The sequence below is a fragment of the Microbacterium sp. 1.5R genome (assembly GCF_007667425.1).
GTDB lineage: Bacteria > Actinomycetota > Actinomycetes > Actinomycetales > Microbacteriaceae > Microbacterium.
Map to the genome: position 1 here is coordinate 1,012,252 of NZ_VDRC01000002.1, position 26,958 is coordinate 1,039,209.

Annotated in this window: 28 protein-coding genes and 2 tRNA genes; 17 read left to right on the forward strand and 13 right to left on the reverse strand. The window is 68.5% G+C overall.

Annotated features, from left to right (window positions below):
- Position 1 precedes the first annotated feature (1 nt).
- The 6 genes from gatC to FSY98_RS15740 all read left to right on the forward strand — a co-directional run bounded on the left by gatC (position 2) and on the right by FSY98_RS15740 (position 5,578).
- Complete coding sequence (gene gatC, locus FSY98_RS15715; protein ID WP_144877558.1) at positions 2 to 301, forward strand: Asp-tRNA(Asn)/Glu-tRNA(Gln) amidotransferase subunit GatC; 300 nt, start codon at positions 2 to 4, stop codon at positions 299 to 301.
- Complete coding sequence (gatA, locus tag FSY98_RS15720; protein ID WP_144877559.1) at positions 298 to 1,815, forward strand: Asp-tRNA(Asn)/Glu-tRNA(Gln) amidotransferase subunit GatA; 1,518 nt, start codon at positions 298 to 300, stop codon at positions 1,813 to 1,815. The genes gatC and gatA overlap by 4 nt, the downstream gene beginning before the upstream one ends.
- A complete protein-coding gene (gatB, locus tag FSY98_RS15725; RefSeq protein WP_144877560.1) occupies positions 1,815 to 3,329 on the forward strand; it encodes an Asp-tRNA(Asn)/Glu-tRNA(Gln) amidotransferase subunit GatB in 1,515 nt (504 codons plus the stop codon). Before gatA ends, gatB begins: the two co-directional genes overlap by 1 nt.
- 72 nt (positions 3,330 to 3,401) lie before the next feature.
- A complete protein-coding gene (locus FSY98_RS15730) occupies positions 3,402 to 4,658 on the forward strand; it encodes a DNA polymerase IV (RefSeq protein ID WP_144877561.1) in 1,257 nt (418 codons plus the stop codon).
- A 37-nt stretch (positions 4,659 to 4,695) separates the two neighbouring features.
- Positions 4,696 to 5,013: a hypothetical protein gene (locus tag FSY98_RS15735; protein WP_144877562.1), complete on the forward strand. Its 318-nt coding sequence runs from the start codon at positions 4,696 to 4,698 to the stop codon at positions 5,011 to 5,013.
- The gene (locus FSY98_RS15740) at positions 4,997 to 5,578 is read left to right on the forward strand and encodes a hypothetical protein (protein ID WP_144877563.1); all 582 of its coding nucleotides are present in this window, start codon (positions 4,997 to 4,999) and stop codon (positions 5,576 to 5,578) included. The genes FSY98_RS15735 and FSY98_RS15740 overlap by 17 nt, the downstream gene beginning before the upstream one ends.
- 3 nt (positions 5,579 to 5,581) lie before the next feature.
- On the opposite strand, the gene FSY98_RS15745 is transcribed toward FSY98_RS15740, so the two are convergent.
- The 7 genes from FSY98_RS15745 to orn all read right to left on the reverse strand — a co-directional run bounded on the left by FSY98_RS15745 (position 5,582) and on the right by orn (position 10,442).
- A complete protein-coding gene (locus FSY98_RS15745) occupies positions 5,582 to 6,076 on the reverse strand; it encodes a DUF2017 domain-containing protein (protein WP_260857526.1) in 495 nt (164 codons plus the stop codon).
- Positions 6,073 to 6,372 carry an ATP-dependent Clp protease adapter ClpS gene (gene clpS, locus FSY98_RS15750; RefSeq protein WP_144877564.1) on the reverse strand — a complete coding sequence of 100 codons (300 nt, stop codon included), beginning with the start codon at positions 6,370 to 6,372 and terminating at the stop codon, positions 6,073 to 6,075. The genes FSY98_RS15745 and clpS overlap by 4 nt, the downstream gene beginning before the upstream one ends.
- A complete protein-coding gene (locus FSY98_RS15755; RefSeq protein WP_144877565.1) occupies positions 6,363 to 6,710 on the reverse strand; it encodes a metallopeptidase family protein in 348 nt (115 codons plus the stop codon). Before FSY98_RS15755 ends, clpS begins: the two co-directional genes overlap by 10 nt.
- A gap of 151 nt (positions 6,711 to 6,861) precedes the next feature.
- Positions 6,862 to 7,491 carry a LysE family transporter gene (locus tag FSY98_RS15760; RefSeq protein WP_144877566.1) on the reverse strand — a complete coding sequence of 210 codons (630 nt, stop codon included), beginning with the start codon at positions 7,489 to 7,491 and terminating at the stop codon, positions 6,862 to 6,864.
- A gap of 9 nt (positions 7,492 to 7,500) precedes the next feature.
- On the reverse strand, positions 7,501 to 9,603 hold the full coding sequence (locus FSY98_RS15765; protein WP_144877777.1) for a heavy metal translocating P-type ATPase: 2,103 nt from the start codon (positions 9,601 to 9,603) through the stop codon (positions 7,501 to 7,503).
- A gap of 100 nt (positions 9,604 to 9,703) precedes the next feature.
- A tRNA-His gene (locus FSY98_RS15770) sits at positions 9,704 to 9,779 on the reverse strand.
- A gap of 36 nt (positions 9,780 to 9,815) precedes the next feature.
- The gene (orn, locus tag FSY98_RS15775) at positions 9,816 to 10,442 is read right to left on the reverse strand and encodes an oligoribonuclease (RefSeq protein WP_144877567.1); all 627 of its coding nucleotides are present in this window, start codon (positions 10,440 to 10,442) and stop codon (positions 9,816 to 9,818) included.
- Between the two features lie 59 nt (positions 10,443 to 10,501).
- Here orn and FSY98_RS15780 point away from each other — a divergent pair.
- Positions 10,502 to 10,577 (forward strand) — tRNA-Arg (locus FSY98_RS15780).
- 7 nt (positions 10,578 to 10,584) lie between these two features.
- On the opposite strand, the gene FSY98_RS15785 is transcribed toward FSY98_RS15780, so the two are convergent.
- On the reverse strand, positions 10,585 to 10,854 hold the full coding sequence (locus FSY98_RS15785) for a hypothetical protein (protein ID WP_144877568.1): 270 nt from the start codon (positions 10,852 to 10,854) through the stop codon (positions 10,585 to 10,587).
- 215 nt (positions 10,855 to 11,069) lie between these two features.
- Here FSY98_RS15785 and FSY98_RS15790 point away from each other — a divergent pair, with 215 nt between their 5' ends.
- From FSY98_RS15790 to FSY98_RS15805, 4 genes are all read left to right on the forward strand, one after another.
- Positions 11,070 to 11,621 carry a single-stranded DNA-binding protein gene (locus FSY98_RS15790; protein WP_144877569.1) on the forward strand — a complete coding sequence of 184 codons (552 nt, stop codon included), beginning with the start codon at positions 11,070 to 11,072 and terminating at the stop codon, positions 11,619 to 11,621.
- Between the two features lie 55 nt (positions 11,622 to 11,676).
- Positions 11,677 to 12,180: a DUF6993 domain-containing protein gene (locus tag FSY98_RS16805; RefSeq protein WP_260857529.1), complete on the forward strand. Its 504-nt coding sequence runs from the start codon at positions 11,677 to 11,679 to the stop codon at positions 12,178 to 12,180.
- Between the two features lie 127 nt (positions 12,181 to 12,307).
- A complete protein-coding gene (gene ettA / locus FSY98_RS15800; RefSeq protein ID WP_144877570.1) occupies positions 12,308 to 13,987 on the forward strand; it encodes an energy-dependent translational throttle protein EttA in 1,680 nt (559 codons plus the stop codon).
- Positions 13,988 to 13,991: 4 nt separating this feature from the next.
- The gene (locus FSY98_RS15805; protein WP_144877571.1) at positions 13,992 to 14,480 is read left to right on the forward strand and encodes a thioesterase family protein; all 489 of its coding nucleotides are present in this window, start codon (positions 13,992 to 13,994) and stop codon (positions 14,478 to 14,480) included.
- Positions 14,481 to 14,532: 52 nt separating this feature from the next.
- Here FSY98_RS15805 and FSY98_RS15810 read toward each other — a convergent pair whose 3' ends face one another.
- Positions 14,533 to 15,420 (reverse strand): acyl-CoA thioesterase II, encoded by an 888-nt coding sequence (locus tag FSY98_RS15810; protein ID WP_144877572.1) that lies wholly within the window; start codon positions 15,418 to 15,420, stop codon positions 14,533 to 14,535.
- Between the two features lie 52 nt (positions 15,421 to 15,472).
- Here FSY98_RS15810 and FSY98_RS15815 point away from each other — a divergent pair, with 52 nt between their 5' ends.
- Complete coding sequence (locus FSY98_RS15815) at positions 15,473 to 16,138, forward strand: hypothetical protein (protein ID WP_144877573.1); 666 nt, start codon at positions 15,473 to 15,475, stop codon at positions 16,136 to 16,138.
- 17 nt (positions 16,139 to 16,155) lie between these two features.
- On the opposite strand, the gene FSY98_RS15820 is transcribed toward FSY98_RS15815, so the two are convergent.
- The 4 genes from FSY98_RS15820 to pepN all read right to left on the reverse strand — a co-directional run bounded on the left by FSY98_RS15820 (position 16,156) and on the right by pepN (position 21,960).
- The gene (locus FSY98_RS15820) at positions 16,156 to 17,814 is read right to left on the reverse strand and encodes an FAD-binding dehydrogenase (RefSeq protein WP_144877574.1); all 1,659 of its coding nucleotides are present in this window, start codon (positions 17,812 to 17,814) and stop codon (positions 16,156 to 16,158) included.
- Entirely contained in the window at positions 17,811 to 18,305 is a 495-nt protein-coding gene (locus FSY98_RS15825) for a globin (RefSeq protein WP_260857559.1), read from the reverse strand. Before FSY98_RS15825 ends, FSY98_RS15820 begins: the two co-directional genes overlap by 4 nt.
- Positions 18,257 to 19,336, reverse strand: a complete 1,080-nt coding sequence (locus FSY98_RS15830) for a mechanosensitive ion channel domain-containing protein (protein WP_144877576.1) — start codon at positions 19,334 to 19,336, stop codon at positions 18,257 to 18,259. Before FSY98_RS15830 ends, FSY98_RS15825 begins: the two co-directional genes overlap by 49 nt.
- 71 nt (positions 19,337 to 19,407) lie before the next feature.
- Positions 19,408 to 21,960 (reverse strand): aminopeptidase N, encoded by a 2,553-nt coding sequence (pepN, locus tag FSY98_RS15835; RefSeq protein ID WP_144877577.1) that lies wholly within the window; start codon positions 21,958 to 21,960, stop codon positions 19,408 to 19,410.
- Between the two features lie 124 nt (positions 21,961 to 22,084).
- On the opposite strand from pepN, the gene FSY98_RS15840 reads away from it, so the two are divergent.
- Genes FSY98_RS15840 through FSY98_RS15860 form a run of 5 tightly spaced genes read left to right on the forward strand, consistent with a single transcriptional unit; the run spans position 22,085 to position 26,949 of the window.
- A complete protein-coding gene (locus tag FSY98_RS15840) occupies positions 22,085 to 23,269 on the forward strand; it encodes a ferrochelatase (RefSeq protein WP_260857531.1) in 1,185 nt (394 codons plus the stop codon).
- Positions 23,270 to 23,305: 36 nt separating this feature from the next.
- Complete coding sequence (locus tag FSY98_RS15845) at positions 23,306 to 23,791, forward strand: ribose-5-phosphate isomerase (protein ID WP_144877579.1); 486 nt, start codon at positions 23,306 to 23,308, stop codon at positions 23,789 to 23,791.
- Position 23,792: 1 nt separating this feature from the next.
- On the forward strand, positions 23,793 to 24,791 hold the full coding sequence (locus FSY98_RS15850; protein ID WP_144877580.1) for an Fpg/Nei family DNA glycosylase: 999 nt from the start codon (positions 23,793 to 23,795) through the stop codon (positions 24,789 to 24,791).
- 23 nt (positions 24,792 to 24,814) lie between these two features.
- Positions 24,815 to 25,456, forward strand: coding sequence for an FMN-binding negative transcriptional regulator (locus tag FSY98_RS15855; RefSeq protein WP_144877581.1), 642 nt, complete (start codon positions 24,815 to 24,817; stop codon positions 25,454 to 25,456).
- 26 nt (positions 25,457 to 25,482) lie between these two features.
- On the forward strand, positions 25,483 to 26,949 hold the full coding sequence (locus tag FSY98_RS15860) for an amidohydrolase (RefSeq protein ID WP_260857532.1): 1,467 nt from the start codon (positions 25,483 to 25,485) through the stop codon (positions 26,947 to 26,949).
- Positions 26,950 to 26,958: the final 9 nt, after the last annotated feature.

Below are 26,958 nucleotides of genomic sequence, written 5' to 3' on the forward strand. Positions count from 1 at the left end.
GGTGTCTGAAATCACCCCTGATCTTGTGCGCCATCTCGGCGTGCTCGCGCGCATCCAGCTGAACGACGACGAGGTGACGGTGCTCACCGGCCAGCTCGACGCCATCGTCGACAACATCGCGAAGGTGTCGGAGGTGGCCACGGCGGACGTCGCGGCGACGAGCCATCCGATCCCGCTGAGCAACGTCTTCCGTCCCGATGTGGTCGGTGAGACTCTCACGCACGAGCAGGTGCTCCAGAACGCGCCGGACCAGGCCGACGGCCGGTTCCGCGTCACCGCGATCCTGGGAGAAGAGCAGTGAGCGACATCATCCGCCTGACCGCAGCCGAGCTCGCCGAGAAGCTCTCGTCGCGCGAGATCTCCAGTGTCGAGGCCACGCAGGCTCACCTCGACCGGATCGCCGCCGTGGACGGCGACGTCCATGCCTTCCTTCACGTGAACGAGGGCGCGATCGCCGCGGCCTCCGAGATCGACGCCCGTCGCGCGGCGGGCGAGCAGCTCGGCCCGATCGCCGGCGTCCCGCTCGCGATCAAGGACGTGCTGGTCACCACCGACCAGCCGACGACCAGCGGCTCGCGGATCCTCGAGGGGTATCGCTCGCCGTACGACGCCACGGTCGTCGCGCGGTCTCGCGCCGCGGGCCTCGTGCCGCTCGGCAAGACGAACATGGACGAGTTCGCCATGGGGTCGTCGACCGAGCACTCCGCATACGGACCGACCCGGAACCCGTGGGACCTCGACCGGATCCCCGGCGGTTCCGGCGGGGGCTCGGCAGCAGCAGTCGCGGCGTTCGAGGCCCCGCTCGCGCTCGGGTCCGACACCGGTGGATCGATCCGTCAGCCCGCACACGTCACCGGAACCGTCGGCGTGAAGCCCACCTACGGCGGCGTGAGCCGTTACGGCGCGATCGCGCTGGCGTCGAGCCTCGACCAGGTCGGTCCGGTCACCCGCACGGTGCTCGACGCCGGGCTGCTGCACGACGCGATCGGCGGTCATGACCCGAAGGACGCGACCTCGCTCACCGACACCTGGCCGTCGTTCGCCGATGCCGCCCGCGAGGGTGCACGGGGCGACGTCCTCAAGGGGCTCAAGATCGGTGTCATCCGCGAGCTTCCCGACAGCGGCTTCCAGCCCGGCGTCGCGGAGTCCTTCCGCAGCGCTCTCGCGCTCATGGAAGCCCAGGGCGCGGAGATCGTCGAGATCGGCGCCCCGCACTTCGAGTACGGCGTGGCCGCGTACTACCTGATCCTCCCCGCCGAGGCGTCGAGCAACCTGGCGAAGTTCGACTCCGTGCGCTTCGGCCTGCGGGTCACGCCCGACGGCAACCCGACGGTCGAGGACGTCATGTCGGCCACCCGCGACGCCGGGTTCGGCGACGAGGTCAAGCGCCGCATCATCCTCGGCACCTACGCGCTCTCCGCGGGCTACTACGACGCCTACTACGGCAGCGCTCAGAAGGTGCGCACCCTCATCCAGCAGGACTTCGCGAACGCCTTCGCCGAGGTCGACGTCATCGCCACGCCGTCGGCTCCGACCACGGCGTTCAAGATCGGCGAGAAGATCGACGATCCGCTGCAGATGTACCTCAACGACATCACCACGATCCCGGTGAACCTCGCCGGAGTCCCCGGGATCTCGATCCCCAGCGGCCTCGCGTCGGACGACGGGCTGCCCGTCGGCATCCAGTTCATCGCGCCGGCACGTGAGGACGCTCGCCTCTACCGCGTGGGGGCCGCTGCCGAGACTCTGCTCGTCGACTCATGGGGGGCGCCGCTCCTCACCCGTGCACCGCAGCTCGCAGGAGGGACCCGCTGATGGCCGCCGCCAAGCTCATGGACTTCGACAAGGCGCTCGAGCTGTTCGAGCCCGTACTCGGGTTCGAGGTGCATGTCGAGCTGAACACGACCACGAAGATGTTCTCGGATGCCCCGAACCCGGCCAACGAGCTGTACCACGCGGCCGAGCCCAACACGCTCATCGCGCCCGTCGACCTCGGACTGCCCGGTTCGCTCCCGGTGGTGAACGAGACGGCGATCCGCTCATCGATCAGCCTCGGCCTGGCACTCGGGTGCTCCATCGCGGAGTCCAGCCGATTCGCGCGGAAGAACTACTTCTACCCCGATCTCGGCAAGAACTACCAGATCTCGCAGTACGACGAGCCGATCGCCTTCGAGGGTTCGGTCGAGGTCGAGCTCGAGGACGGCACGATCATCCAGGTGCCGATCGAGCGTGCCCACATGGAGGAGGACGCCGGCAAGCTCACCCACATGGGTGGAGCGACAGGACGCATCCAGGGGGCGGAGTACTCGCTCGTCGACTACAACCGCGCGGGTGTCCCGCTCGTCGAGATCGTGACGAAGACCATCTTCGGCACCGAGCACCGTGCCCCCGAGGTCGCGAAGGCGTACGTGGCGGCGATCCGCGACATCGTCCGGGGTCTCGGCATCTCCGAGGCGCGTCTCGAACGCGGCAACCTGCGCTGCGACGCCAACGTGTCACTTCGTCCGCGCGGGGTCGAGAAGCTCGGTACGCGCACGGAGACGAAGAACGTCAACTCGATGCGCTCCGTGGAGCGCGCCGTCCGCTATGAGATCCAGCGTCAGGCGCAGATCCTCGCCGACGGCGGCACGATCACCCAGGAGACGCGGCACTGGCACGAGGACACCGGCACGACCTCGCCGGGGCGTCCGAAGTCGGATGCCGATGACTACCGGTACTTCCCCGAACCCGACCTGCTGCCGGTCGAGCCCGCCGCTGAGCTGATCGAGGAACTGCGTGCGGCTCTGCCGGAGCAGCCGGTCGCTCGGCGCCGCCGCCTGATGGCGGAGTGGGGCTTCACGGACCTGGAGTTCCAGGACGTACGCAACGGCGGTCTGGTCGAGGTCGTCGAGGCGACCGTCGCTGCCGGCGCCACCCCGGCGACCGCTCGCAAGTGGTGGACGGGTGAGATCACACGTCTCGCGAACGCCCAGGAGAAGGACGCGACCGAGCTCGTGTCGCCCGAGAACGTCGCTGCGCTGCAGAAGCTCGTCGACGCGGGAACGCTCACCGACAAGCTCGCACGTCAGGTTCTCGAGGGAGTCATCGCCGGCGAGGGCGCGCCGCAGCAGGTCGTCGATGCGCGCGGTCTCGCCGTCGTCTCGGACGATGGAGCCCTGATCGCCGCGATCGACGAAGCGCTCGCTGCGCAACCCGACATCCTCGCGAAGATCAAGGACGGCAAGGTGCAGGCAGCCGGCGCGGTCATCGGCGCCGTCATGAAGGCGATGAAGGGCCAGGCCGACGCCGCGCGCGTGCGTGAGCTGGTCCTCGAGCGCGCCGCGCAGTGACCTCGCGGGCTCGGCTGTTCGACGGCCGCCGAGCCCGCGCCTCATGTCGGTGGCCCGAGGAAGGATGGTCTGATGGGTCACGGTGACGGCAGAGGACGTCTCGTGTCGACGGCGGATGCCGACGACACGGGAACGGGCATCCTGCACGTCGACATGGACGCCTTCTACGCCGCCGTCGAGGTGCTCGACGATCCGTCGCTCCGCGGGCTGCCGTTGATCATCGGCTCGCCCGACGGACGCTCCGTGGTGTCGAGCGCGTCCTACGAGGCGCGACGATACGGCGTGCGCTCCGCCATGCCCGTGTCTCAGGCGTTGCGGCTCTGCCCCTCGGCACGCGTCGTGCCGCCGCATTTCCACCGGTACCAGGCCGTATCGCGTCAGGTCATGGCGATCTTCGAATCGATCACCCCGCTCGTCGAGCCGCTCTCGGTCGATGAGGCGTTCCTCGACGTTCGCGGCGTGCGCAGACTGTGGGGGAGTCCGGTCCGCGTGGCGGAGCTGGTCCGGCGCCGGGTGCTCGACGAGGTCGGCATCACCTGCAGCGTGGGCGTCGCGTCGACCAAGCACGTGGCGAAGATGGCATCGACCATCGCCAAACCCGACGGGATGCTCGTCGTCGCCGAGGCCGACACGCAGACGTTCCTGGATCCGCGGCCGGTCCGAGCGCTGTGGGGGGTCGGACCTAAGGCTGCGGAAGCGCTCGAAGGGCGCGGCATCCGCACGATCCGCGACATCAGAGAGTCATCGCGCGACATGCTCGACCGCGCGGTCGGAGCGGCCCTCGGCGCGCGACTGTCGCAGCTCGCCCGCGGTGAGGATGCCAGGGCGGTCGAGACGGAACGCGTCGAAAAGAGCATCGGCCACGAGGAGACGTTCGAGACCGACATCACCGACCGTGAGTTCCTGAAGGCGGAACTCCTGCGGCTGGCGGACCGGGTCGCCGCGAGGCTCCGCAAGGCGGAGTGGGAGACCGGTACGGTGTCGATCAAGATCCGCTTCGACGACTTCCGCACGCTCACGCGATCGCAGACCCTTCCCGAGCCCACAGCAGTCGGCCAGCGCATCGGAGAGGCTGCGCAGATCCTGTTCGCGCAGATCGATCGACGCGACCCGGTGCGGCTCGTCGGTGTGCGGGCGGAGAAGCTCCGGCCGGCGGGCGCAGGCGGTATCGGTCTGTGGGACGAGGACGAGGACTGGCGGCGGGTCGAGGGTGCCATGGACGACGCCGTCGCCCGCTTCGGCTCCGCGACGATCACGCGTGCGCGACATCTCGGGCGCGGGGACGGACGCGGCGCAGCCCAGCATCCGAAGGCCCACGGCGTCGATTGACCCTGCGCGGCGACGGTGCCTGGACTAGCGTGGACCCATGCCCAACATTGCACTGGAACTCGGAAAACAGGCCGCGTCGTTCGGGGTCAAGACCGCCTACGGTGAGCCGCAGGACGTCGACGGCGTGAGCATCACTCCCGTGGCGTTCACCTACTCCGGCTTCGGCGGAGGAAGCGGCGACGGCGCGGAGGGCGGCGGAGGCGGTGGCGTCTCGGTACCCGTCGGAGTTTACGTGCGCCGCGAGGAGGGACTTCGGTTCGAGCCGAACATCGTGACGCTGCTCGTCGTGGCCGTCCCCTTCGTGTGGGTCGCCGGACGAGCGCTCTCCCGCATCATCCGTGCTCTCAAGAAGTGACGATCCGGTCGCCGTCGCTCTCGAGCGCGCCGCACAGTTCATCGTCGGCGACATCCGCGATCTCCCGGTCTCGAATCCCGTCGTTCTGATCGACGGTCGGAGCGGAGCCGGCAAGACGACTCTCGCGCGCATGCTCGTCGAGCGGTGGCCGCTGCGTGGTCCGGTCCAGTCGATCGCGCTGGACTCGCTCTATCCCGGGTGGGACGGTCTCGAGGCGGGGGTGGAGCGCGCACTCGACGGGATTCTCCGGCCCCATGGTCGAGGTCTGCTCGGCAGCTGGCGGCGGTGGGACTGGGAGAACGAAGCGGATGCCGAAAGCCACGCCGTCGATCCGGAGCAGAGCCTGCTCGTGGAGGGCAGTGGCATTCTCACGTCGGCGACCGCGACCGTCGCGGATGTGACGATCTGGGTCGAGTCGGCGGAGCAGGGGCGCAAAGCCCGAGCTCTGGCGCGAGACGGCGACACCTATCGACCGCATTGGAACCGCTGGGCCCGCCAGGAGGACGAACATGTGCGGAGAGACGATCCCCGCGCACTCGCTACGAGGATCGTGGAAGTTCCCTGAGCGTCAGTCGAGGCTGTCGGCGGCCTGCACGACGAGTTCGAGCCGGTAGCCGAGCCAGTCGTAGATCCCGAACCGATCGTCCTGTGGGTCGTGATCGTCGTCGGAATCGATGCCCAGGCGGTCTGCGATCACGAGTCGGAGTGCGGTCAGCGTCCGCATCCACGCCGTGAGTTCCTCGCCGGTGGCGGAGACGTCGACGGGAACGAACGCGTCTTCGTCTGGGAGATCGTGGGTCGGGGTGATCGCGGACGAGAGCGCCGTACGCACGACGATCGCGTCCTGCCGCCGCCGATCGAGGAGGTCATCGGTCGTCGCGGAACGGAAGGCCAGGGACGCCGCATCGTCGTCGGGGTACGGATTCGGAGTGAGGCGCTCGACGGCGGTGTCCGACACGTCGCGCTCGTCGCCGAGAAGCTCGATGAAGTCCTCGAGCAGCCGGGCGAGCTGGTGGCCCTCGATGGTCGCCATCTGCAGGGTCGCGCGCCGATGCCCGCTCACGTCGAGGCCTTCCGCACGGTCGCCCAGAGCCCGTAGTCATGCATCGCCTGCGCGTGCGCCTCCATGGTCTCGCGTGGACCCGTCGCGACGATCGCATGCCCGTCATGGTGGACGGCGAGCATCAGCTGCGTCGCGTGCTCGGTCGTGTATCCGAAGTACGTGCGGAACACGCGGACCACGTAGCTCATGAGGTTCACGGGGTCGTTCCACACCACCACCTCCCATGGCTGCATCGGAGACGCTGCCACGTCGATCTGCTCGTCGAGCTCGGGGCTCGCCAGCGGAGTCACGCCCACCCCAGCTCGTGCAACTGGTCGTCGTCGATGCCGTAGAAATGGGCGATCTCGTGGACGAGCGTGGTGTGGATCTCGTCGCGCAGCTCACTTTCGTCATCGCACGCGGCCAGGTGAGGTTCTCGGTAGACGACGATCCGGTCGGGCAGCTCGCCCATTCCGTACTGCATCCGCTCGGTCAGCGCGAGGCCGTCGTAGAGGCCGAGCAGGTCGAGGCTCCCGTCCTCCGGTCGGTCCTCCACGACGAAGACGACGTTGTCGAGGCCGTCGACCATGTCATCCGGCAGACGATCGAGCTCGTCCGCGACGAGCGTCTCGAAGGTGTCAGCTGTCATCTCCATCGAGTCCAGCCTATTGCTGCAGGCAGCCCCGATGCTCATCGTCGCCGGTGCGGTCCCGTCGACGGCGCGGCCCCTGCGATCGGTGCGGTTTCTGCGATCGGTGCGGTTTCTGTGGTCGGCGGGGTTCCTGTCGCCGGCGGGCCTCCTGTGTTCAGTGCAGGAAGGCGAGCAGTGCGGCGACGGCGATGAACAGGATCCCGAACACGGTGTTCAGGATCCGCTGCCCCCTCGGGGAGCGGGTGAATCGGCGGAAGGGTCGTGCCGCGGCTGCGAAGAAGCCCCACATGACGAGGATGTCGACGACGATCACCGTGGCGATGAGGACGAGGTATTGCGGCAGCTGCGGTTCGTCGAGACGGATGAACTGAGGGATGAACGCGAGGAAGAAGACGATGGCCTTCGGGTTGAGCAGGTTCACCCAGAACCCTCGCCGCACCATCGACCAGCGGCTCTCGCGAGGCGTCGCGCCCTGCGCATCGATGTCGTCAGCGGTCGACGGGCGGGCGAGGATGAGTCGGATGCCGAGGTACACGAGGTACGCCGCCCCGGCGTACCGGATCACCGCGAACAGGACCTCCGACCGGGAGACGAGAAGGCCCACGCCGGCGGCGACGATCACGACGTGCACGATGAGGGCGAGCTGCTGGCCGACGATGCCCCAGATTGAGCGCATCCAGCCCTGGTTCAAAGCGTTGGACATCGTGTTTATGGCGCCCGCACCCGGAGTGAAACTGATCACGACACAGGCGAGGAGGAGCGGGAACCAGACTGCCGGCGACACCTCGCAAGTCTAGGGCGCGCGGTGGACGCTCCCGGCCCTAGCCGGTACGACAGCTCCGGGCCTCAGATCGAGGCGTCGCAGCAGCTGCGCGTTGAGCGCCACCACGACGGTCGACAGCGACATGAGAACGGCGCCCACCGACATCGGAAGGATGAATCCGATCGGTGCGAGGACCCCGGCGGCCAGGGGGACGGAGAGCAGGTTGTACCCGGCTGCCCACCAGAGGTTCTGGGTCATCTTGCGGTACGCCGCGCGGGACAGGTCGATGACGGACAGGACCGTGCGCGGGTCGTCGGACGCCAGGACGACCCCTGCCGACGCGATCGCCACATCGGTACCGGCGCCGATCGCCAGACCGACATCGGCCTGAGCGAGCGCCGGTGCGTCGTTGACGCCGTCGCCGACCACGGCCACGCGTCGGCCCTCCGCCTGCAGCTCGCCCACCTTCGATGCCTTGTCTTCGGGGCGTACACCGGCGAATACGCGCTGGATGCCGAGCTCGGCGGCGATGCGCTCCGCGACGGCCGGGGCATCGCCGGTGATCATGGCGACGTCGATGCCACGCTCGCGGAGGGCGGCGACGGCAGCCGCTGACTCGTGCCGGACGCCGTCGGCGAGTCTGAGCGCGCCGACGACGCGGCGGTCGATCAACACGTGCAGGATGATCGCGCCTTCCGTGCGCCATCGGCTCGCAACGGGCAGCTCAGGGAGGTCCTCCGCGTCGAGGAGACCCGGCCCGCCTACGGCCACATGCCGCCCGTCGACGACGGCGTGCACGCCGATGGCAGGGGAGGAGCGGAAGTCGCTCGCCGCCGGGATCGAGAGTCGGCGCGCTCTCGCGGCCGCGATGATCGCTGCGGCGAGCGGGTGTTCCGAGTCGGTCTCTGCCGCGGCCGCCGCCGTGAGGAGCTCATCGTCGCTGACGCCGGACACGCTGCGTATGGCCGTGACCTCGGGCTTCCCTTCAGTGAGGGTTCCGGTCTTGTCGAACAGCACGATGTCGACGGTTCGCATCGATTCGAGAGCGAGCCTGTCCTTCACCAGCACTCCGGCCCTGGCGGCACGCTCCGTCGCGATGGACACGACAAGCGGGATCGCGAGGCCCAGAGCGTGTGGGCAGGCGATCACGAGCACGGTGACCGTGCGCACCACTGCCTCGTCGGGAAGGCCGACGGTCGACCACACGACAGCGGTGAGCACGGCGGCTCCGAGAGCGAACCAGAACAGCCAGGCTGCCGCGCGATCTGCGATGCGCTGGGCTCGCGACGATGACGCCTGGGCGTCGGACACGAGTTTCCGGATGCCGGCCAGTGTCGTGTCGCCGCCGACTGCCGTGACCTCGACCCGGATCCCCGAGTCGGTGACCACGGTGCCTGCGACGACAGCGTCCCCTGCGCCGCGGTCGACCGGCCTCGACTCGCCGGTGACCATGGATTCGTCGACGCTCGCGGCACCTTCGGTGATCCGGCCGTCCGCCGGCACTCGTCCGCCTGGCCGGACGACGACCACGTCGCCCACCCGGAGTTCGACGGGGGAGACGACCACCGTGATGTCGCCGTCGATGCGCTCGGCTTCGTCCGGCAGCAAGGCGGCGAGCGAGTCGAGGGCGGACGTAGCCTGGGTGAGGGAACGCATCTCGATCCAGTGCCCGAGCAGCATGATGACGATCAAGAGTGCGAGCTCCCACCAGAACTCCAGTTCGTGGTCGAGGATCCCAAGGCTGGCGCCCCACGACGCGGCGAACGCGACGGTGATGGCGAGGGCGATCAGGAGCATCATGCCGGGCCGCCGCGAACGCAGCTCCCCGAGCGCTCCGATGAGGAACGGAGCGCCACCCCGGACATACATGAGCGAGCCGAGAACGGGGGCGACCCAGCGCGCCCAGGAGGGGACATCGTAGCCGAGGATCATCGCGAACATCGGCGACGTCGCGACGACCGGCACAGCCACCAGCAGCATCAGACAGAAGAGACGACGGAACCGCTCCGTGTGCCCGGCGTGACCGGTCTCACCGGAGTGGTCGTGGTCGTGGCCGCGGTCGGCGTTGCCGTGCTGCGCTTGGTCGTGCTGCGTATGGTCGTGCTCTTCGGCGTGGGCAGTGTGGTCGTTCATCATCAGGGCGCTCCGTTCTCTGCACCGACCACAACGGCATACCCCCTGGGGGTATTCCCTGGATCACGAAAAAGGCCCGGGTCGACGACCCGGGCCTTTGTGGGGTGAGTAACGGGACTCGAACCCGCGACATCCGGCACCACAAGCCAGCGCTCTACCAGCTGAGCTATACCCACCATGTGCCGACCGGAATCGGCAACCAGACGAGTCTATTACATGTTTGGCGTGAACTCCGACACGGTGCGGCTTGCGATGTCACGCGCGTCGTCACTGGAGGGCCCGGGCTCGTCGACGAAGACCGCCTCGCGGTAATACCGGAGTTCACGGATCGATTCGAGGATGTCGGCGAGTGCGCGGTGGCCGCCGTCCTTCGACGGCGCCTGGAAGAAGACTCGCGGATACCAGCGGCGGGAGAGCTCCTTGATGCTCGATACATCGACGTTGCGGTAGTGCAACCACTGGTCGACCTGAGGCATGTATTTCGCGAGGAACATGCGGTCGGTGCCGATCGTGTTGCCGGCGAGCGGTGCCTTCTTCTCGACGGGGGCGAACCGCTTGATGTACTCGAGGGTCTGCGCCTCAGCCTCAGCGAGCGTCACCCCGTGGGGGATCTCGTCGCTCAAGCCCGACGTCTCGTGCATCTTCGTGACGAAGTCGTTCATGTGCGCGAGAGCATCTTCGCTCGGGCGGATGACGATCTGGAAACCGGGATCGACGGGACGGAGTTCGAAGTCCGTGACCACGACCGCGATCTCGACGAGTTCGTCCACGGCGAGGTCGAGGCCCGTCATCTCGCAGTCGATCCAGACGAGCCGGTCGTTCTCAGACGCAGATACCATGCCGCCATCCTATCGACGGCTCCGACACCGGGCCTTGGCGCGGTACGGTGTATGTGCCCGCCTCCGTAGCTCAGGGGAAAGAGCAGGAGCCTTCTAATCTCTTGGTCGCAGGTTCGAATCCTGCCGGGGGCACCACACCGCCTCAGCCGTTGCGCAGTGCGGCGACGGCGTCGTCGGCGCGCCAGAAGTCCCCGACCAGTCGGAACGCGCCTGTGGGAAGGTGTAGCCGCTCCGCGCGGTAGCGGAGTCCGAGTGGATCGGCGAGGATTCGGAGGTGGCCGAGTACTCGTCCGGCATCGTCTTGCACGCGCCACAAGTGAGCGGAGGCGCGGACCAGGTGTTCGCGTCGCGAAGACAGGCGGGGTGCCGCATAGGGGACCTCTGGTGCGGTCAAGAGTCGGGTGTCGGACATCGGTATCTCCTCTCTCGTTCGAACATATGATCGACCACCGACATTCCTCACGCGACGATCCCGGAGCGCCTTGCCAACCGCTTCCGCACGAAGGTCGTCTTCGTCGACTTCTCCCCAGATGCCGCATTCCGCACCCGCGCGCCGAGCGGCGCCGGACTCCGCCGGAGACGCTGGGAACACCCGGGCGTCCGACCCGGCTCGAGAAGGAGACAGACATGCAGGACACCGTCACGATCATCGGCAACGTCGCCACCGACCCGACGCAGGGCCGCACCTCCGGGGGAGTTCCTGTGACGAACTTCCGCCTCGCGAGTACGCACCGGCGCTTCGATGACGCCACCCAGACCTGGATCGACGTCGGCACGAACTGGTACTCGGTCGCGGCGTTCCGTCATCTCGCGGAGAACGTGAAGGCCTCACTGCGTGCCGGTGACAGCGTCATCGTCACCGGGCGGATGAAGATTCGCACCTGGGAGAACAACGGCAAGCATGGAACGAGCGTCGACATCGACGCGGACGTCGTCGGACACGACCTCAGATGGGGGACGACGGCGTACCGGAGGTCGACATCTCGATCGAGCTCCGCCGACCACGACCGTCAACTCGGCGACGGGGACAGCTCGGCCAGTATCGGGTCTGGCGGAGCCGACGAGACCCGCGATATCGACACCCCATGGGCCGACCCCGCTTTAGCTCGTGAGGAGCCTGGGAGCGGTGAGCTCGCCGCTGCGGGATCGGCAGCCGATGCCTGGAGCCCGTCGTCCTAGGGAAGCCGCAGCGCGTGACGCTCGGTCCATCCGCGCGCCCCCGTAGAATCGGGGCGTGCTTCGACGACCGGCCCTGAGAACGGCACGCGCTGCTGCTCTCCTCTCCGTCGCCTTCGGCGCCGCGCTCGTTCTGTCCGCGTGCGGTCCGCAGAGCGGATTCCAGGGAGAGCCCACCCCGTCGCCGAGCGCGGCGGCGACCACTGTCGCGCCGACGCCGACCGGTCCCGTCCTCGTGCCCGAGGGTTCGGCGGAAGACAACCTGCCGCTGTTCTCGGCGATCACGGCGCAGGTCTGGGCGTCCGATCAGCGCGGTGCCGGCCGGTCCTACATCGACGCTCTGATCGCAGCGGGTTTCGATCGAGACGCCATGCAGGTGACTCAGGACGTCTCGACGGTGGGGAATCCCGCGGAGAGCGTGCAGTTCTCGGTCAGATGGGGCGAGACGGAGTGCCTGGTGGGTCAGGTGGGACCGTCGACCGGCGAACCCGTCACCGTGGTGCTGCCGCAGCTGGCCGAAGGGCGTTGCCTCGTCGGCAGCACGCGTGCGATCGACTGGTGAGATCGTGGGCTCCCCGCCGCGCTCCTGACGAGGGTCGATTCGGACAGCTCCTCTCGTCGGCCCGACACGAGAGGGGCCGGTAGGCTGGAGTGTCGTAGTTCTACGCCAACAGAAGGAGCGGTTTTCGGTGGCTGAGTACATCTACTCGATGGTCCGTGCACGCAAGGCGGTGGGTGAGAAGCTCATCCTCGACGACGTGACGATGTCGTTCCTCCCTGGTGCGAAGATCGGCATGGTCGGTCCCAACGGCGCCGGTAAGTCGACGATCCTCAAGATCATGGCCGGCCTCGACACGCCGTCGAACGGCGAGGCGAAGCTCACGCCCGGTTTCTCGGTCGGCATCCTGATGCAGGAGCCCGAGCTCGATGAGTCGAAGACCGTTCTGGAGAACATCCAGGACGGCATCGCGATCAAAGCGAAGGTCGATCGCTTCAACGAGATCTCCGCCCAGATGGCCGATCCGGATGCGGACTTCGACTCGTTGCTCGCCGAGATGGGCACACTCCAGGAGGAGATCGACGCTGCAGACGGCTGGGATCTCGACTCGCAGCTCGAGCAGGCGATGGACGCCCTGCGCACGCCGCCCGGCGATGCGGCGATCGCACCGCTGTCCGGAGGAGAGAAGCGTCGCGTCGCGCTCGCGAAGCTCCTTCTGCAGAAGCCCGACCTGCTGCTGCTCGACGAGCCCACCAACCACCTCGACGCGGAGAGCGTGCTCTGGCTCGAGCAGCATCTGCAGTCGTACAAGGGCGCGGTGATCGCGATCACCCACGACCGGTACTTCCTCGACCACGTCGCGGAATGGATCGCCGAGGTCGACCGCGGACGCCTGATCGGCTACGAGGGCAACTACTCGACGTATCTGGAGAAGAAGGGCGAGCGACTCGAGATCCAGGGCAAGAAGGACGCGAAGCTCGCCAAGCGCCTCAAGGAGGAGCTGGAGTGGGTGCGCTCCAGCGCGAAGGGCCGCCAGACCAAGTCGAAGGCGCGACTCGCTCGCTACGAGGAGATGGCGGCGGAGGCGGAGCGGACGCGGAAGCTCGACTTCGAGGAGATCCAGATCCCCGCTGGCCCCCGTCTCGGCAGCGTCGTCATCGAGGCGAAGAAGCTGCAGAAGGGCTTCGACAGCCGCTCCCTGATCGACGGACTCAGCTTCAGTCTTCCGCCGAACGGCATCGTCGGCGTCATCGGCCCGAACGGCGTCGGAAAGACCACCCTCTTCAAGACGATCGTCGGACTCGAGCCCCTGGACGGCGGTGACCTGAAGGTCGGCGAGACCGTCAAGATCAGCTACGTCGACCAGTCCCGCGCGAACATCGATCCGAACAAGACCCTCTGGGAGGTCGTGTCCGACGGACTCGACTTCATCACGGTCGGCAAGACCGAGATCCCCTCTCGCGCCTACGTCTCGAAGTTCGGTTTCAAGGGCCCCGACCAGCAGAAGAAGGCCGGCGTGCTCTCCGGAGGAGAGCGCAACCGCCTCAACCTCGCGCTGACGCTCAAGGAGGGTGGCAACCTGCTGCTCCTCGACGAGCCCACGAACGACCTCGACGTCGAGACCCTGAGTTCGCTCGAGAATGCGCTCCTCGAGTTCCCCGGCTGCGCCGTGGTCATCACCCACGACCGGTGGTTCCTCGACCGGATCGCGACGCACATCCTCGCCTACGAGGGCACCGATGAGAAGCCAGACCAGTGGTACTGGTTCGAGGGCAACTTCGAGGCGTACGAAGAGAACAAGATCGAGCGCCTCGGGCCGGATGCGGCGAAGCCGCACCGCTCCACCCACCGCAAGCTGACCCGCGACTGACACCATGTCAGAGCACGCGCCGGGTACCCGCCTGCACATCCCGATCCACCTTCGCTGGGGCGATCTGGATGCGTTCAACCACGTCAACAACACCTCGATGCTCAAGCTCCTCGAGGAGGCACGTGTGCGAGCGTTCTGGCGGGCGGGTCCCGGTGAGCAGGCTCCCTCCACCGCCGTCCTCGACTCCGGACTCGATGAGGGCGTGCTCACGCTGATCGCGCGGCAGGAGATCGAGTACCTCGCTCCGGTGCCGTACCAGCGACGTCCTCTCGAAGTCCAGATGTGGTTCGGCAAGCTCGGAGGCTCGAGCGTCGAGGTCTGCTACGAGGTGCACAACGATCCGGCGGCCGACCCGCGGACGATCTACGCGCGGTCGACGGCCGTCATCGTGCTCGTCGACGCAGGCAGCGGCCGCCCCACGAGGCTCACGCAAGAGATGCGCGATGCGTGGGAGCCCTTCGTCGGCCCGTCCATCGAATACGCCCACCGCTGAGACTCCGTGACGGTCGCGGGCGCTTCGCGTCCGCATGCCCGGCGTGCCGGAATCACGGCAGCTCGGGCACCCGCACCATGATCTCCTGAGCGACGGAGGCGACCAGGTCGCCGCCGCGGCTGAAGATGCGCCCCTGCGCGAGACCTCGTCCGCCCCGGGCGTTCGGCGACTCCTGCACGTACAGCAGCCACTCGTCCACTCGGGCCGGACGGTGCCACCACATCGCGTGGTCCAGGCTCGCGACCTTCAACCCCGGGAGGGCCCAGTACACGCCGTGCGCGCGGAGGATCGACTCCTGAATCGTCATGTCGCTCAGATAAGCAAGTGCCGCCCGGTGGATCCGGGCATCGTCGGGCAGCGGTGCGCGCATCCGCATCCACACCGCCTGATGGGGCGCTTTCGCGTCGTCGCTCGGCAGGAACAGCGGCCCCTCCACATGGCGCACATCTGCGGCGCGGTCGCTCAGCATGCGAGACGTGCCAGGGGGCAGACCCTCGACACGGTCCTCGTCGGGGAGCAGGTCCTCCGGCTCAGGGACTCCTGGCGGCATCGCCGTCGCGTGCTCCACTCCGGGTCCCGCATCCTGGAAAGAGGCGATCATCGAGAAGATCGGCACGCCGTTCTGGTACGCCTGCGATCGCCGCGTCGAGAAAGAGCGTCCGTCGTGGATGCGATCCACCGCGATGGTCAGGCCCTGGCTCGCGTCGCCCGGACGCAGGAAGTAGCCGTGCATGGAATGCGCCGCCCGGTCCTCCGGCAGGGTGCGCTCAGCGGCGAGGAGGCTCTGCGCCAGCACCTGGCCACCGTAGATCCGTCCGGACGGCATCGGGTGGGATCGGCCGGTGAAGATGTCCTCAGTGGTACGAGCACTGGTGGCGTCGAGGTCGAGCACATCCAGAAGCTGCTTGACGGTGCGGATCGCGTGAGAATCAGCGGTCATGACGTCCCCTCCGCGGGCAGACGCGACCGCTGGCCTTGCTAGTTTAGGGGTTGTGTCTCCGCAGCTCGTCCTCACCGATGCCCCGACCGCCAAGGACGTCTTGACCTTCGTGGGGCGCGCCGGCCGCATCTCCGACGAGGGCGTGAGGTTGCAGGCCGACGGTGGCGTTCTCGCTCTGTCCGCCGCCGCGCTCGTGCCCCGGGGGCTCTTCGATCACACACCGACCGTCCTCGGCATGCGTGTCGTCCACGCGGACCCCGAGCTGGTGTGCGACGTCGTCATCGCATCCCTCGCCGCTACCGATGACGAACGAGTGCTCGACCTTCCCGCCACCGGGCTCTCTCCGGCGTGGGTGGGCATCGCCCCGCCGCGCGGCGACTGGCAGCGGGTCGGGAGCGTCACGGCATCCGTCGTCGCACAACGAGCCCAGTGGGGCATCAGCGCGGTGGCGCACGGCGCCGCAGACGGAGCGGGGGAGGAGGCGGTCCGCTCCCTGCGAGCCGCCATCTGGGGAGAGCCGGACGACGACCTCCTCGGGCTCCCGAGAGGCGTCGCATTCGCTGCAGACGCTTTCGGGTTCATCTCCGGCGAGGAAGACGTCGCCGTCATGAGGTCCGGGCGTTGGACGCGCCTCGCGTTCCGGCGAGGGCACGTGCTCACGCGCGGCCCGGCCGCGATCGGCCTCACCCCCGTGCGGGGCACCGGAGCCGGCGGCTGACTCAGGAGCACGCCCAGTCAGCGCGATGCGGCCCGGCCGGCCTGCCGTCCCGAGAACAGGCATCCGCCCAGGAACGTTCCCTCGAGCGCACGATAGCCGTGCACCCCGCCGCCTCCGAACCCGCTGGCCTCGCCGGCAGCGAACAGGCCGGGGATCGGCGCGCCCCCTGCGTCCAGGGCGCGGCCGTCAAGGTCGGTGTTGATGCCGCCCAGGGACTTGCGGGTGAGGACGTGCAGCTTCACCGCGATCATCGGCCCCGCTGAGGGGTCCTGCAGGCGATGGGGTGCCGCCGTGCGGATCAGACGATCACCTCGGTAGCCGCGCATCGAGCGCAGCATGCCGATCTGCGCATCCTTGGTGAACTCGTTGTCCATCTCGCGGTCCCGCGCGACGATCTCGCGGCGCACGCGATCGATGTCGAGGAGCTCGCCGCCGTCTCGCCGCTGCATCTGCGCGAGCAGCGACTCCAGATCGTCCTCGACGATGAAGTCCTCGCCCTCGTCGAGGAAAGCCTGCACAGGCCCCGTCGGCCCTTTCGCCAGGCGCGAGCGCAGCAGGAGTCCGACGTCCTTCCCCGTGAGATCGGGGTTCTGTTCGCTCCCGGACAGCGCGAACTCCTTCTCGACGATCTGCCGTGAGGTGATGAACCAGGAGTGGTCGTGACCTGTTCGGCGCAGGTGAGCGAGAGTGCCGAGCGTTTCGAAACCAGGAAAGAGCGGCACGGGCAGACGAGTGCCGGTGGCGTCCAGCCAGAGGGAGGACGGCCCCGGGAGGATTCGGATGCCGTGCGACGGCCACACCGGGTCCCAATTGGAGATCCCCTCGACGTAATGCCACATGCGGTCGCCGTTGATGAGCCGGGCACCGGCGGCTGCGCTCACCGACTGCATCGACCCGTCGACGTATGCCGGGACGCCGGTGAGCATGTGCTCGGGAGGGGTGCCGAGCCTGGCCGGCCACGCTGCGCGCACCAGGTCGTGGTTTCCGCCGATCCCTCCGGAGCTGACGACGGTGGCTGCGGCCGCGATGTCGAAGTCGCCGATGACGTCACGTGATGACGGGACACCGCGTTCAGAGGCACTGGACGCGAGGATGCTGCCGCGCGCGCCCGTGACGGCTCCGTCCGTGACGACGAGATCCGTCACGCGGTGACGGGGGAGCACCACGGCGCGCCCTTCTCGCTCGCCCTGCTCGACCGCCGCGGCGAACGGGGCGACGATGCCGGGCCCCGTGCCCCAGGTGATGTGGAACCTCGGCACGGAGTTGCCCGGCCCGAGCGCGCCGTACCCGCCGCGCTCCGCCCACCCGACGACGGGGAAGAACCCGACCCCTCGCTGGCGGAGCCATGACCGCTTCTCGCCTGCGGCGAACTGCAGGTACGCCTCCGCCCACCGGCGCGGCCACTCGTCCTCAGGGCGGTCGAATCCGGCTGTGCCGAACCAGTCCTGCGACGCGAGCTCCAGCGAATCGCGGATGCCCATGCGGCGCTGCTCCGGAGAGTCGACGAAGAACAGCCCTCCGAACGACCACCATGCCTGCCCGCCGAGATTCGTGCGCGGCTCGTGGTCGACGATGATGACGCGCTTCCCCGCCGTCAGAGCCTCGGCGGCGGCGACGAGACCGGCGAGACCCCATCCGATCACCAGCACGTCTGCGGACAGGGTCTTGCTCGTCATCTGTTCTCCGTTGATTCCTGACGCGATCCGGTCTCGAGCGTGGGGCGGCCGTCTGCTGACGTGCCGATGCCCGAAGGTTCGAACGTGTTCACCATGGCATACGCCGCGCGCTCGAGGTAGTCCCAGAGCGTCGATTCGTGCAAGGCGGACAACTGCGCCTCGTCGACGGCCGTGCGCATGTGCCGCAACCAACGATCGCGGGCGTCGGGATCGACGTGGAACGGCATGTGCCGCATGCGCAGTCGCGGGTGCCCTCGTGTCTCGCCGTACGTCGTCGGACCGCCCCAGTACTGCTCGAGGAAGAGGAGGAGGCGCTCCTCGGCGGGTCCGAGATCCTCCTCCGGGTACATCGCCGCGAGCACGGGATCGAGCGCCACCTCGCGGTAGAAGACCGAGACGATCCTCGCGAAGGTCTCCCGACCGCCCACCTCGTCGTAGAAGGTCACTTCTGGGCGCTCCCGTCTTCGTCCTGCTGCTTCTTGCGTCGCCAGATCCCTCGATCGGGGATCACCGGCACGCCCGTGACGGCATTCGGACGCGTCTTGGGCGGGTTGGCGCCGCGCACGCGCCTCGCCCCGTCGAGTCCGGTCGGGACGACGGTCTCCATGCTCGGGAACGTGATCCCCTTCTCGAGCAGCGCGGTGCGGAGGCGCTTCCGCAATTCCTGGGCCACGTCGTCCTTCGCGTTCGCCCGAGCCTTGATGACGATGCGCACGACGAGTGCCTCGCCGCCGATGGACTCGAGGCCCCACAGCTCCGGCTTGTCGATGATGCGTGTCCGCCATTTCGAGTCCTTCGCGAGACCCTGCGCGGTCTCGAGCATGGTCTGCTCCACCACGTCGAGATCGGCGTCCAGAGGGACGCCGATGTCGATGATCGCACGCGCCCAGCCCTGCGACATGTTGCCGATCCGCGTCACCTCCCCGTTGCGCACGTACCAGAGCGTGCCGTTGACGTCGCGGACCTGCGTGATGCGCACGCTCACGTACTCGACGACCCCCGATGCCAATCCGAGGTCGACGACGTCGCCGATGCCGATCTGGTCCTCCGCGACGATGAACATGCCGTTGAGGACGTCCTTGACGATGTTCTGGGCGCCGAACCCGAGGCCGGCGCCGACCGCTGCCGTGAGCAGCGTGAGCGACCCGAGCAGGCTGTTGTCGAGGGCGTTCACGATCAATACGACGGCGATCACGACCAACATCACGTTGACGATGTTCTGCAGGATCGTGCCGAGTGTGCGAGTGCGCTGCACGAGCCGCATGTCGGCGAGGGGCGAGCGCTCGAGAGCCTGCGTGTCATCGACGGCCGCCTTGTTCTTCGCGGTGTCGACGATGCGGTGCACGACGCGTCGGATCACGACCCGGAGCACCAGGGCGATCAGGATGCAGGCGACGATGATGATGGCGACGTTCAAGGCGCGCATGCCGACCGCGCCGAGGACGTCGAGCAGGTCGGTCCACCATGCGGGCGGCACGACTTCTTCGGGCGGGGAATCGACTTGGGAAGGCACGGGGATCATCCCTTCCAGGGTAGCGAGAAGGCCTCAGCGTGGGCTGGACGCGCCGGGCTGAGGCCTTCGATCACCGGGGATCAGTCGTCGGCGTCGCGCGACTGCGCGGCGAGCGCACGCTCGACGTCGGCGAGATTCTCCATGACCAGGCGGCGCAGTGCGGGCGCAGCGTCCTGGTGCGCGGCGAGCCAGGCGCGCGTGGCGTCGCGCAGCGCGACGTCGGCGATCGCAGTCGGGAACAGGCCGACCACGAGGTACTGGGCGATCTGGTAGGTCCGCGACTCCCAGATCGGCACCAGCATGTCGAAGTAGGGCTGCACGAACTCTCGCAGCGACTCGACCCCGGCCGGGTGGACGAAGCCGAGGGCGGCCGATCGCACGATCGTGTTGGGGGCGTCGTCGCGCTCGATGAGCGACGACCATGCCTGACGCTTCGAGGCGACATCGGGGAGCGCCGCGCGGGCCTGGGCGGCGAACTCGGCGCCCTTGGCCGTGTTGTCCGCTGCCAAGGCGGCGTCGATCGCGCCGGCGTCGGTCGCGCCGATGGTGGCGAGCCCCACGAGCAGCTGCCAGTTGAGGTCAGCGTCGATCTCGAGGCCGGGCAGGGTCTCCTCGCCGGAACGGAGTCGACCGACGATGCCCGCGTGATCCGGGGTGACGAGCGAGCTCGCGAACGCGGTCACGAACTGCAGCTGGCTGTCGCTGCCCGACTCCGCGCCCTCGGCGAGGGCCCAGAGACCGTCGGCGACCTTCTGACGGGCTGCCGCACGCTGCTCCGGCGTGACGTAGAGCGTCGCGGCGGAACGGAGCTGCGCGAGCGTCGTGCGCACGGTGGTCGACTCCGTCTCGCGGCCGATGTTGCCGAGGACGAGGTCGATGTAGTCCGACGCCGGCGTCTCGGCATCCCGCGTCTGATCCCACGCCGCGCCCCAGACGAGCGAGCGCGGAAGGGGCTCGCTGATGTCGGCGAGGTGCGCGATCGCGGTGGCGAGCGAGCGCTCGTCGAGGCGGATCTTCGCATAGGCGAGGTCGTTGTCGTTCAGGAGCACGAGATCGGGGCGCTTCAGACCCTGCAGCTCCGGCACCTCGGTGCGGTCGCCGTCGACGTCGACCTCGGCGTAGTGCACGCGCACGAGGGCGCCCTCGCGCAGCGAGTAGAAGCCGATGCCGAGGCGGTGCGGACGGATGGTCGGGTAGTCGGCCGGCGCCGTCTGCGTCACGGCGAACCGTGAGATGGTGCCGTCGGAGTCCTCGACGATGAACGGCTCGAGCGTGTTGACGCCCGCGGTCTCCAGCCACTTCTTCGACCACGTGCTCAGCTCGCGCCCGCTGGTCGCCTCGAGCTCGGTGAGCAGATCGCTGAGCTCGGTGTTGCCCCACGAGTGCTTCTGGAAATACTGCGATACTCCGGCGAAGAACTGCTCGATCCCCACCCAGGCCGCGAGCTGCTTGAGGACGGATCCGCCCTTGGCGTAGGTGATGCCGTCGAAGTTGACCTGCACGTCCTCCAGGTCGTTGATCTCGGCGACGATGGGATGCGTCGAGGGCAGCTGATCCTGGCGGTAGGCCCAGGTCTTCTCCATGGCGTTGAAGGTGGTCCACGCCTCGGTCCACTCGGTGGCTTCAGCCGTCGCGATCGTCGAGGCCCACTCGGCGAACGACTCGTTCAGCCAGAGGTCGTTCCACCACTTCATCGTGACGAGGTCGCCGAACCACATGTGCGCGAGTTCGTGCAGGATCGTGACGACGCGGCGCTCCTTGACGGCATCCGTCACCTTGCTGCGGAAGACGTAGGTCTCGGTGAAGGTGACGGCGCCTGCGTTCTCCATCGCGCCGGCGTTGAACTCGGGGACGAAGAGCTGGTCGTACTTCGCGAACGGGTACGGCACGCCGAACTTCGACTCGTAGTAGGCGAAGCCCTCGCGGGTCTTGTCGAAGATGTAGTCCGCATCGAGGTGCTGCCAGAGGCTCCTGCGCCCGTAGACGCCGAGGGGGATGACGTCGCCGGACGCGCTGGTGAGTTCGGAGAACGTCGACTCGTACGGGCCGGCGATCAGCGCGGTGATGTACGAGGAGATGCGCGGCGTCGGCTCGAAGCCCCACGTCGCGATCGAGCTGTCGTCGTGCAGGATCGGCTCGGGGGTGGGGGAGTTGGAGACGACCTTCCACGCGGCCGGCGCCGTGATCGTGAACTGGAACGTCGCCTTGAGGTCGGGCTGCTCGAAGACCGCGAACACGCGGCGGGAGTCGGGCACCTCGAACTGCGAGTACAGGTAGACCTCGTCGTCGACGGGGTCGACGAAACGGTGCAGGCCCTCGCCCGTGTTCGTGTACAGGCAGTCGGCGTCGACGACCAGCACGTTCTCGGCCTGCAGGCCCGACAGCGCGATGCGCGAGTCCGCGAAGACCTCGTCGGGGTCCAGCTGCTCGCCGTTGAGTGAGATCTCACGCACCTCGCGCGCGATCAGGTCGATGAAGGTGAAGCTCTCCGGCGTCGCGGTGAAGCGCACCACGCTGCGGGAGCCGAAGACCTCCGCGCCTTTGGTGAGGTCGAGCGACACCTCGTACGACTGGGTGTCGATGACGTCGCGGCGCTCCTGCGCTTCGGTACGGGTGAGGTTCTCTCCAGGCACAGCTGTACTCCCAGGGGTGAGGGGACGTCACCGCAACCCGGCGCAGTTGGCGCCCACGGCAACCATGACAGCCTACGCCAGCATGACGGCCTGTCTCACGTCCGGGAGATGGAAGGATGGAGGGGTGACTGCGATCGAGCCGAACACCGTCCCCTTTGCCTCCTCCGCCGCCGCGGGCGGAGGCCCCTTCGTGACCACTCCTGTCGCGTACGACGGCATCCTGCTCGCGGGCTTCGGCGGCCCCGAGGGGCAGGAGGACGTCATCCCGTTCCTGCGCAACGTGACCCGCGGTCGCGGCATCCCGGACGAGCGTCTGGAGGAGGTCGCGCACCACTATCGCCACTTCGGCGGCGTGAGCCCGATCAACGGCCAGAACCGCATCCTCAAGGAAGCGCTGGAAGGCGAGCTCGCACGCCGGGGCATCGACCTCCCCGTGTACTGGGGCAACCGCAACTGGAGCCCGTATCTGGAGGAGGTCGTCACGGAGGCGGCCGAGGCCGGGCACACCACGCTTCTCGCGTTCGCCACGAGCGCGTACAGCTCGTTCTCCAGCTGCCGTCAGTACCGGGAGGACTTTGCGAGGGTCCTCCAGGAGACCGGACTGGGCGAGACGGTCACGATCGACAAGATCCGTCCCTTCTACGACCACCCCGGCTTCGTGGAGTCGTTCGAGACAGGGGTGCGCGAAGCCGTCGAGTCGTTCCTCGGGCAGGGCATCGCGGCGTCGGACATCCAGATCCTCTTCTCGACCCACAGCATCCCCACGGAGGACGCCCAGCGCTCCGGCGCGCGCGACATCGACTGGGGCGACGGCGGCGCGTACGCCGCGCAGCACCTCGCGGTGGCCGCGTGGGTCATGGACCGCGTCCGCGAGACGATCCCCGCCGCGGCCGACGTCTCGTGGGAGCTCGTCTACCAGTCGCGCTCCGGCCCCCCTTCCCAGCCGTGGCTCGAGCCCGACGTGTGCGACGTCATCGGCGAACTGTCGGCGCGCGGGCGCAAGGCCGTCGCCGTGGTCCCCGTCGGCTTCATGAGCGACCACATGGAGGTGCTCTGGGACCTCGACACCGAGGCCGCTGAGGCGGCGGAGGAAGCGGGGCTCGCGTTCACGCGGACCCCGACCCCCGGCGTCGCCCCGTCGTTCGTCGCCGGCATCGTCGACCTCATCCAGGAGCGCCTCGAAGGGCGCCCGAACGAGCAGCGCCCCCACGTCACCTCCCTCCCGGGTGGTTTCGACGTCTGCCGACCCGGATGCTGCGAGAACATCCGCGCGGGGTTCAAGCCCGCCGCGGCCGGCGTCGCTCCGTGATGTCGCGCGTCGTCGCCCGATCCTAGGATGGGAGCCATGCGCATCCACATCGCCACCGATCACGCAGGACTCGACTTCTCGACGCAACTGCAGGAGCATCTGCGCACGGCGGGGCACGACGTCGTCGATCACGGTCCTGTCGAGTACGACGCGCTCGATGACTACCCGGCCTTCTGCATCCGGGCCGCGCAAGCAGTGGTCGCCGATCAGACCGCGGGCGTCGAGACGCTCGGCGTCGTCTTCGGGGGCTCGGGAAATGGCGAGCAGATCGCGGCGAACAAGGTCGAGGGCGTGCGCGCCGCACTCGTCTGGAACATCTCGACGGCTGAGCTCGCTCGTCAGCACAACGATGCCAACGTGATCTCGATCGGTGCGCGTCAGCACACTTTCGACGAGGTGACGTCGTTCATCGACACCTTCATCGCCACGCCTTTCTCGGATGAGGAGCGTCACGTGCGTCGGATCGCTCAGATCGCCGACTTCGAGCGCGACGGCTCGCTGCTCCCGGACCCGCGGGCCTGAGATGCCCGAGGGTCACTCCGTCCATCGGATCGCGCGGCAGTTCGACCGGAACTTCATCGGCAAGACGCTGTCTGCCTCGAGCCCGCAGGGGCGGTTCGCCGAAGGTGCGGCGATCCTCGACGGTCGCGAGGCCGTGAGCGTCCAGGCGGTCGGGAAGCAGATGTTCCTGGAGGCCGAGGGCGACGTCTGGCTGCGCGTGCACCTCGGCCTGTACGGCGCCTGGGACTTCGCCGGGGAGATCGTGGTCGATCCGACGATCGCCTCGGCCAACGGGCGGATGGGCCAGACGAACCAGCGCGGCACGGTGCTGGACGAGCCGATCCTCGACGACGCGGGGGAGAATTCCCTCTCGTCCATCGGGGCCCCGCGTCGCACCCGCGTGCATGTGCGCATGTCGGAGCAGACGAAGGGGTTGGGCGACGAGGGCGTCGAGTGGCCGCCGCCGGTCGTCGGACAGGTGCGGCTGCGCCTCATGACCGACATCACGGCGGCGGATCTGCGTGGGCCGACGGCCTGCGTGCTGCAGACGCCGGACGAGGTGCTCGCGACGATCGCGAAGCTCGGACCCGATCCGCTCGTCGGTGATCCGGTGCAGAACGAGGAGCGCTTCGTGCGAGCGGTGCGCAAGACGCAGACCGTGATCGCCCTCCTGCTCATGGACCAGTCCGTCGTCAGCGGTATCGGCAACGTCTACCGCGCGGAGATGCTCTTCCGTCAGCGCCTCAACCCGCACACCCCGGGCAAGCAGGTGCCGGAGGACGTCGTGCGTGCTCTCTGGCGCGACTGGGTGCGGCTGCTGGCGATCGGCGTGGAGACCGGTCAGATGATGACGATGGACGACCTGTCGCCGGATGCCTATCGCGCCGCGATGGCCAGTCGCGACGACCGTCACTGGGTCTATCACCGCGCCGGACTCCCTTGTCGGGTCTGCGGCACGGAGATCGCCCTCGAGGAGATCGGCGCCCGCAAGCTCTACTGGTGCCCGCGCTGCCAGGCGTGACCACGCGGTCATAGGCTGGGGGGATGCGTCAGAACCCCAGCTTCACCCTCGCCGACGTCGATGAGATCCGTCGGATCGTCGACGCCAATCCCTGGGCGACGATCGTCAGCCACGGGCCCGACGGACTCGTCTCGTCGCACTACGTGGTGCTGCTCGACCAAGAGCGCGACGACCTGACGATCGTCGGCCACGTCGGTCGACCGGACGACCTGATCCACGGGATGGGCGAGCGAGAGCTGCTGGTGATCTTCCAGGGGCCACACGGTTACATCTCCCCGGGCTGGTACGGCGACGTGCAGGCTGTGCCCACCTGGAACTACACGGCCGTGCACCTCGCCGGCGTGCCGGAGATCCTCGACGACGACGAGAACCTCGCTGTGCTCGACCGGCTCGTCGACCGGTTCGAAGGGCTGATGCCGGACCCGCGCCGCATGTGGCAGCGCCCGAACGACGACGCCTTCGTGAAGCGGTTGGCCGCAGGCACCGTGGGGTTCCGGCTCACACCGACCCGCGTGGTCGCGAAGCGCAAGCTCAGTCAGAACAAGCCGACCGACACGGTGGATGCCGTGATCGATGCGCTGGAAGGCGGCGGGCCGTACGCCCACCCCGAGCTCGCCGCCGAGATGCGCCGTGCGCGCGACGCGCGAGCGGACGCCGCGCGGTGAGCTCCGTCGGCGAGACGATCGGCACCGTGGCATCTGTGCGGATCGCCGGTCCCGGTCGGGAGTTCCTGGCAGACGACGAACCCGTCGACCTGTTCATCGACGAAGGGCGGATCGTCGACATCGCCCCGACGGGTGCGCTTGCTCCCCGTGGCGAGGTGCTCGACGGCGAGGGCGCATGGGTCGTCCCCGGTCTCTGGGACAACCACGTCCACACGGTCCAGTGGGCCCTCGAATCCCAGCGCACGCCGCTCGGAGTCGCCGCATCGGCGGTGGAGGCCGCTCGCATCATGTCGCGAGCGATGCCGCTGCCGGACGGGCGCCGTGTGGGCAGTGGATTCCGCGATGTTCTGTGGCCGGACGCGCCGAGCGTCGAGCTGCTCGACGCCGTGACGGGAGAGGTGCCGACCTACCTGATCAACGCCGACGTGCACAGCACCTGGCTGAACTCCGCCGCTCTGCGTCGTGAGGGATTCGACGCGATCGACGGGGTGCTGCGTGAGGCGGACGCGTTCGAGATCTCGCGGCGGCTGAATGCGGCCGACCCGGATCACGGCGACCGTGCCGTCGTCGCCGCCGGTTCCCGCGCCGCAGCGCGAGGCGTCACGGGCCTGGTCGACTTCGACATGGCGTGGAACGCCGATGCGTGGCCGCGGCGGGTGATGGCCGGATTCGCCGCGCATCGCGTCGAATTCGCCGTCTACCCCTTCGATCTTCCGCGCGCGATCTCGGCGGGACTCCGCACCGGAGAGCTGCGTGAGCTCGCCGACGCGCCCGACGCGGGGCGTGGTCTGGTCCATGTCGGGCCGCTGAAGATCATCAGCGACGGGTCCCTCGGGACGCGCACCGCCGCCTGCTCGCATGCCTATCCCGACGACCCCGAGAACTACGGGGTGCTCACGGTGCCACCAGCGGAACTCACAGAACTGCTGACGATCGCGACCGGCGCGGGGCTTGGGGCGGCCGTGCACGCGATCGGTGATCGGGCGGTGACGGCTGCCCTCGACGCCTTCACCGTGACCGGGGCCGTCGGGACGATCGAGCACGCCCAGCTGGTCCGTCACGCAGATCTCGCGCGTTTCGCCCGGCTGGGCATCATCGCGAGCGTCCAGCCTCAGCACGCTCTCGACGACCGCGACGTCGTGGGTACCCACTGGGCGTCCCAGACGTCGATCGGCTACCCGCTGAAGGCCCTGCGGGACGCAGGTGTCGGCCTGCGCTTCGGGTCCGATGCTCCCGTGGCCCCGTTGGACCCCTGGCTCGCCATCGCCGCCGCCGTCGCACGCACCGACGACGACCGCGAGCCCTGGCACCCGGAGGAGGCGCTCGGCCTCGACGACGCGCTCCGCGCCAGCATCCGCTCGGAGACTCGGCCTGACGAGGTCGCAGACATCGTGCTGTGCGGCGAGGACCCCCGCTCGGCCGACGGCGAGACCCTGAGGCGCATGCCCGTGGTCGCGACCCTCCTCGGCGGCCGTCTGACGCATCGCGCGTGACGACCGCGA

What these genes read in the sequence shown, in the direction of transcription:
- orn (WP_144877567.1), bottom strand. Translation starts at nt 10,442, where the DNA reads ATGGTATCTGCGTCTGAGAACGACCGGCTCGTCTGGATCGACTGCGAG.
- FSY98_RS15735 (WP_144877562.1), top strand. Translation starts at nt 4,696, where the DNA reads ATGCCCAACATTGCACTGGAACTCGGAAAACAGGCCGCGTCGTTCGGG.
- FSY98_RS15755 (WP_144877565.1), bottom strand. Translation starts at nt 6,710, where the DNA reads ATGGAGATGACAGCTGACACCTTCGAGACGCTCGTCGCGGACGAGCTC.
- FSY98_RS15855 (WP_144877581.1), top strand. Translation starts at nt 24,815, where the DNA reads ATGCGTCAGAACCCCAGCTTCACCCTCGCCGACGTCGATGAGATCCGT.
- FSY98_RS15845 (WP_144877579.1), top strand. Translation starts at nt 23,306, where the DNA reads ATGCGCATCCACATCGCCACCGATCACGCAGGACTCGACTTCTCGACG.
- FSY98_RS15790 (WP_144877569.1), top strand. Translation starts at nt 11,070, where the DNA reads ATGCAGGACACCGTCACGATCATCGGCAACGTCGCCACCGACCCGACG.
- gatB (WP_144877560.1), top strand. Translation starts at nt 1,815, where the DNA reads ATGGCCGCCGCCAAGCTCATGGACTTCGACAAGGCGCTCGAGCTGTTC.
- FSY98_RS15830 (WP_144877576.1), bottom strand. Translation starts at nt 19,336, where the DNA reads ATGATCCCCGTGCCTTCCCAAGTCGATTCCCCGCCCGAAGAAGTCGTG.
- FSY98_RS15785 (WP_144877568.1), bottom strand. Translation starts at nt 10,854, where the DNA reads ATGTCCGACACCCGACTCTTGACCGCACCAGAGGTCCCCTATGCGGCA.
- FSY98_RS15765 (WP_144877777.1), bottom strand. Translation starts at nt 9,603, where the DNA reads ATGAACGACCACACTGCCCACGCCGAAGAGCACGACCATACGCAGCAC.
- FSY98_RS15805 (WP_144877571.1), top strand. Translation starts at nt 13,992, where the DNA reads ATGTCAGAGCACGCGCCGGGTACCCGCCTGCACATCCCGATCCACCTT.
- FSY98_RS15730 (WP_144877561.1), top strand. Translation starts at nt 3,402, where the DNA reads ATGGGTCACGGTGACGGCAGAGGACGTCTCGTGTCGACGGCGGATGCC.
- FSY98_RS15850 (WP_144877580.1), top strand. Translation starts at nt 23,793, where the DNA reads ATGCCCGAGGGTCACTCCGTCCATCGGATCGCGCGGCAGTTCGACCGG.
- FSY98_RS15820 (WP_144877574.1), bottom strand. Translation starts at nt 17,814, where the DNA reads ATGACGAGCAAGACCCTGTCCGCAGACGTGCTGGTGATCGGATGGGGT.
- FSY98_RS15810 (WP_144877572.1), bottom strand. Translation starts at nt 15,420, where the DNA reads ATGACCGCTGATTCTCACGCGATCCGCACCGTCAAGCAGCTTCTGGAT.